5 protein-coding genes are annotated in these 5,312 nt (G+C 38.0%); 4 read left to right on the forward strand and 1 reads right to left on the reverse strand.

The window, feature by feature from the left end:
* Nucleotides 1–226 (reverse strand): IS66 family insertion sequence element accessory protein TnpA (gene tnpA / locus E0F88_RS33380; RefSeq protein ID WP_131959853.1); only part of this gene is annotated, 226 nt, incomplete at its 3' end.
* A gap of 50 nt (nucleotides 227–276) precedes the next feature.
* On the opposite strand from tnpA, the gene E0F88_RS33385 reads away from it, so the two are divergent.
* The 4 genes from E0F88_RS33385 (at nucleotide 277) to E0F88_RS33400 (ending at nucleotide 5,152) form a co-directional block, all read left to right on the forward strand.
* The gene (locus E0F88_RS33385) at nucleotides 277–570 is read left to right on the forward strand and encodes a hypothetical protein (RefSeq protein WP_131963118.1); all 294 of its coding nucleotides are present in this window, start codon (nucleotides 277–279) and stop codon (nucleotides 568–570) included.
* 126 nt (nucleotides 571–696) lie between these two features.
* Complete coding sequence (locus E0F88_RS33390) at nucleotides 697–2,274, forward strand: vitamin K epoxide reductase family protein (protein WP_262709921.1); 1,578 nt, start codon at nucleotides 697–699, stop codon at nucleotides 2,272–2,274.
* Between the two features lie 1,155 nt (nucleotides 2,275–3,429).
* A complete protein-coding gene (locus tag E0F88_RS33395) occupies nucleotides 3,430–4,695 on the forward strand; it encodes a TlpA family protein disulfide reductase (RefSeq protein WP_131963122.1) in 1,266 nt (421 codons plus the stop codon).
* 247 nt (nucleotides 4,696–4,942) lie between these two features.
* Nucleotides 4,943–5,152: a hypothetical protein gene (locus tag E0F88_RS33400; RefSeq protein WP_131963124.1), complete on the forward strand. Its 210-nt coding sequence runs from the start codon at nucleotides 4,943–4,945 to the stop codon at nucleotides 5,150–5,152.
* The last annotated feature ends 160 nt before the right edge of the window (nucleotides 5,153–5,312 follow it).

Below are 5,312 nucleotides of genomic sequence, written 5' to 3' on the forward strand. Positions count from 1 at the left end.
TTGGGTAGACAATCTGGCAAGAATCATTTGATGCGGATTGTTGGCCTGATATCTGAACAAAGCCACCTACCTTTTCGACAGGCAACCGCGCGGCCAACTTTTCTTTTCCCGCCCAGTAACCAAATTTGGCTACCGTGATGCCATGTGGCTTGCAAAATTCACTCTGGGTTAGCCCACTTTTACGCCATTCCCTTACTAATTTGAACATCTCTTCCGACTGATCCATTTTGATTGGTTTTTAAGTCAAAAGTAAAAACCACGTTTCTCTTAAGAAATATGTGGTTCATAGGATGCTTACATTACGACCAGAACGGGAATGGTTTAAAAGTGGAAAATCATGGATTGGGATTAAGGGGTGTTTTTCAATCTGAGCGGAGTCTGGATATGACAAGGAAAATGGAAGAACTGCTTGAAAAGCCTGGATTCAGGGAGGCCTTAGCTGATTTTAAGGAAAGAATCAGTTCAGTTAATTCAGATTCAGACATGGAGGAACAATTACAACGGCTGATTAAGTCATTATCTCCAGATGCGTATCAGCAATTAGAAGCCCGGAGGGCGGCAGAGGTATAGTATGCAGTTGTTATGCTCACGCATAACGTCTTGTTTAGATTATAACATATATGAGGATACGAGATATTTAACAGATTCTTAGGATTTATGAGACTAAATGCCATCTAGAAAAATGCTAAAAATGCTCTGGAGTACTTACTCTGGACATCGAAGATCAAGGTTACTGCGTCCGCAATTAAAGAAGAACTGTGTCTGCATCCGGACTTTCCAAGTATAGCAGCGGTTAGCGATGCGCTTTCGGAATGGAAGGTTCCGAATCTGGCGATACGCTTACATCCGGAGCAGATCAGGGAAATACCATTGCCGGCTCTGGCCTATCTGAATGTAAACGGAGGAATGCTCGCGCCGGTTAAATCCGTAAAAAACAATGCGGTTACCTGGTTGGACACTCAAAACGGCTGGCAAACAGAAAGTATTACGTCATTTCAACAGAAATGGGATGGCGTTGCCCTGCTGATCGAGCCGAACCAGCAGTCAGGTGAAAGCGATTATTACCGTAAGAATGAGAAAGAATGGGTTGACAACGCACGTCTCCCTATTTTGGCAGGAGGATTGATAGTTGTATTTATCATGTTGGCTATGCTGATCTGGAACAGGGAAACCCAGGCTTATTTGTATCTTTTCCTTGGGGTAAAGCTCGCAGGAACGCTGTTGGCAGGCCTATTGCTCTGGCAAAGCGTGGATACCGACAATCCGTTTTTACAAAGCTTTTGTCAGGTAGGGAATCGCAATAATTGCAATAGCATTTTGCGATCTAAGGCAGCGAATGTAACCCCCTGGCTTTCCTGGTCCGAAGTGGGATATATTTATTTTGCTGGAGGTTTACTAAGTATATTGTTTGCCTTTTTATCCCGAAACAATTCTATCATTATTATAATTGAGTTGCTGGCAATAGTAGCATTGCCATATACCGTCTACTCCGTTTACTATCAAAAGTTCGTAGCCAGGCAGTGGTGCAAACTATGCATGGCTGTGCAGGTGGTGCTCTGGGTGGAAGCAATTCTTGCACTCGTTAATATTTCTCAATTTCAGAACGCGTGGAACATGCAATCTGCTTTATTAATCTCGCTGGCTTTCCTTATTCCCACGCTTTTATGGATTTTTATAAAACACCCGGTTTATCAGGCATCACAGGTTTTTGACTTGCAGCGTGAACTTCAGAAAGTGAAGTTTGATGAAAACTATATCCGTAGCACTTTCCAAAACCAGCCACAGATGCCGCCTGTTTTTGAGGATATGCCGGTTGTTAGGTTGGGGGGCAATGAAGCTGAACATATAGTTACGGTGGTCACTAATCCACTATGTCAGCCCTGTACAAAACTTCATTCTGAGTTACTGCAACTTCTGGCAGATCAGTCCAATATAAAGTGTCAATTCATTTTTATCGGGCCATTTAAAGCAATGCGGGTCGCAGCGGAACTTCTTGCAGCACCAGAACGCCATGTCAAAATATTGATGGACTCTTGGTATAGTAATAACAAGCAAGATGTAGACGAATGGATACTTAGTAATAATTCTAATGAAAGGTCTTCAAACGCAGAACAAGGACTAGCATTGCATCCTCGATGGTGTCAACTGGCAGGCATAGACGTAACACCAACCTTGTTTTTAAACGGGTCAAAACTGGCGACTCCATATCAATTGAAAGACATCCCGAGGATAATAGCTGTCGCCAATTTTAGTGCCACAATACCATCGGTCTGAGGATTTTCGAAAATCGGTTATATTTTTTCCACTTTAACAATTAAAAATTATGAGCCTATTAAATTTTAATGAATTCGCCTTATCTAGGGCTGAAATGAAGAAAGTTGTTGGAGGAGCCACGTGCTCTTGTACTATGGACATTCCAAGTACGCCGCCAACATCAATTACATATGAGTGGTCCACTAGTGGCAACAGTTGCAGTGGTGGAGACGCAGGTGTAGGTTACTATAACTATGAATATGGCGGGCAATCAAATGAGGGTTACGTAAAAATCGCAAATATTCCTTGCGCGTAATCTAAAAACGTAATAAGAAAACCGTGCTGTTTTAAAGCAGCGCGGTTTTGTCAAATTTGGCAACTAATCTATTTCAGCAAAAACTTATAGCATAGTTCATATGAAAATTTTGACGATAGTATTTAGTTTATTTTTCTATCTTATACGCTTAACGCCAGTTCTTTTAAGCTGTTCGGAAGTCCCGGGTGATGTCAGGAAAATTGACACAATCCTTGTCGAAAAGATCGATGCGTCCGATATTATTCTGGTTTACAGCTTCGACTTCATCGAAGGTGATACAGCATTAAGCAAAAAAAAGTCAAGTGATCAAAAGGAATTTCTTAGAAGCTGGCATCTGCCTGTTGGTGGTATTGCTGAAAGTCAATGGACAAACAGTTTCAACGTAGATACACTTATTAGCAATTATGACAGGAACGTAAAATTACTTCAGGATTCACCATATCAAAATCTGTACCGGCGTGTTTGTTCAGAAATTGTTGTCAAATATTTATGTTCCAGTGACAAAACTGACCAATTCAGTTTAAAAATTCCACAAGGTCATTTAATCAGATTTCTAAATGAAATGAAGCATTCAGGTGGTATAAATACCGGACTTATTTATTCATCATTTGTAAAATTTCAGTATACAAATGAATATTCGGATTTATGTTCAAATTTGTCTTCGTTTATTCCGTATTGCGAAGAAAAACTGTCCATCACAAGAAAAAATATAAGTGAGATTAAAATTATGAGCAAGGTAAATAATAACCCAGCTAACCAGTTCATTTTAAACGATCAAATGAAACAATACAAAACTAACGAGGAATATATTAGTGATTTAAAATATATGATGAAAATTACATGTAAATGACTAACTGAATATGAAAAACTTATTTGTTTACCCAGTAACGCTCATGATTTTAAGTGCAAAGATTGATTTCGCTTTGGAAACAGATGATATAATTGTCAATTTGAAAGTAACTAATAGCATATCAGAATCAAATAAGAAAGTAATTAAAGGGGAAATAATTGATACAAAAAATATGGGAGTAATTATTCCTATGGGGCTGGAAAAGTTCTCCATTTCGTATCTGTCATTTCAAAATGATCAGACGTTGTTATCTAGGGAATCTATGCGGGATTTTTCTCGAATATATGTCCTTTCAGGATTGGTAAAAGGTACCAAAGTCATTATTCCCGATATCAATCGTGATGGAAATTTTACAAATGATTCTACATATAAATATTCTGTCATTAAGATTCACAGGAGGGCTGCGGTTGAATTCGTAAAAACAATTGATGTTCCATATACTTATAAATCAGGCAACACGCTTTTTAAAAGGTCAATTCAATTAAAAATATTACCCTATGAGCCAGTTCGCTATTCAGCGGTATCGACTTCGGAGCTTTTGGAAACGTATTTTTCTATCAATATGGTAAAAAGTGCGATTTTAAAATTGAACAAAAGGAATTATATAATTCATTTTATTAAGCCGGCTGATGTTGATGCCGGATATGTTGCATCTTCATTTTTAATAAAAGACGCCATTACCGATGCCGAAATACGTTATGAACCCTCTATTAAGGTAGGAGAGGAATTTTTTCTGAACGGTAAAGCAGTAACCATAAGAGCTGTTTCTTTTTTTTGCGATTCAGTTCAAATCCAAATTCGAGACTCGAAATATGTGAATGGACTACGTATGAATAACATTCTTCCTGATGAAGTTCGACATCTGCTTTTAAGTAAGCTAAAAAAGGAGCAGTGGATGGATAATAGGTTAATCCTTGTAGACTTCTGGGGAAGCTGGTGTGCTCCGTGCATTAGATCTATACCAGATTTAAAAAATATTTATGATTTGTATGTGAAGGGTGGGCTAATGAATATGTTGAGTGTCGCACATGAACGAACGAATGACACTACGAAAATGCAAAAAATAATTAGAGAATATGATATGGATTGGAGTCACCTGATAGAGTTTTATGAACAGTCAAATTATGAAAGCTCATTAATAAATAAATTTAGAATTAGTGAGTATCCAACAACTATTTTACTTGACAATAAATGGCGGATTCTTTATCGAGGAGTTGGCGACAGCGAAATAAAAATTCTTGGTGAAAGGATAAATGCTGCCTTAAGTGACAAATAATATCACTACTTTATCGTCAATAAAACCTTTTGATGAACTGTGATGACCTTATGATAGGTAAAATGGATATTCGATTTATTTCATGTTTTTCAAATTTATTCCAGCGGGCATTTCTTAATAAGAGGAGATCGGGTAGGGTGCATTTCAAAACTTCGTTTTGACTGTTTCGTGATAAAAAAGGCCTATAACCTCAAGTATTAACTAGTTTAGATTCGCTTTTAAGTAAAAATAATGGATTTTTACTGACATGACGCGCGAAGAATTTCTTGCCTTAGCTAACGAACAATACGATAAACTGGCTGACTTACAGTCAAAACGGACCTTCTATGCATTTGAAGAAGGTTTCGTGAAGGTATGGACGGAGCTAGGAGCCCAGGTGATGCAAGCTAGTTTGGATAAGCCTCTTTCAAAAGATAAACGAAAAAAAACGGTTGTCAAACCCGGTTCGGAAAAATAGAGTTGTCAAAAAATCATCGTTTTGAAGCGAAGTGTAATGGTTTTTTTATAAGCCCCTATCTTCAAAATCTGATGGCTTTGGCTGGTGTTAGCGACGTCTACTCAAAATCAAATGATTTGCTAAACGCTTTTCTAGGAATTAATATATCTGAAAGTCAAGT

Origin of the sequence: Dyadobacter psychrotolerans (assembly GCF_004349265.1) — a bacterium.
In the GTDB taxonomy this organism is placed as follows: domain Bacteria; phylum Bacteroidota; class Bacteroidia; order Cytophagales; family Spirosomataceae; genus Dyadobacter; species Dyadobacter psychrotolerans.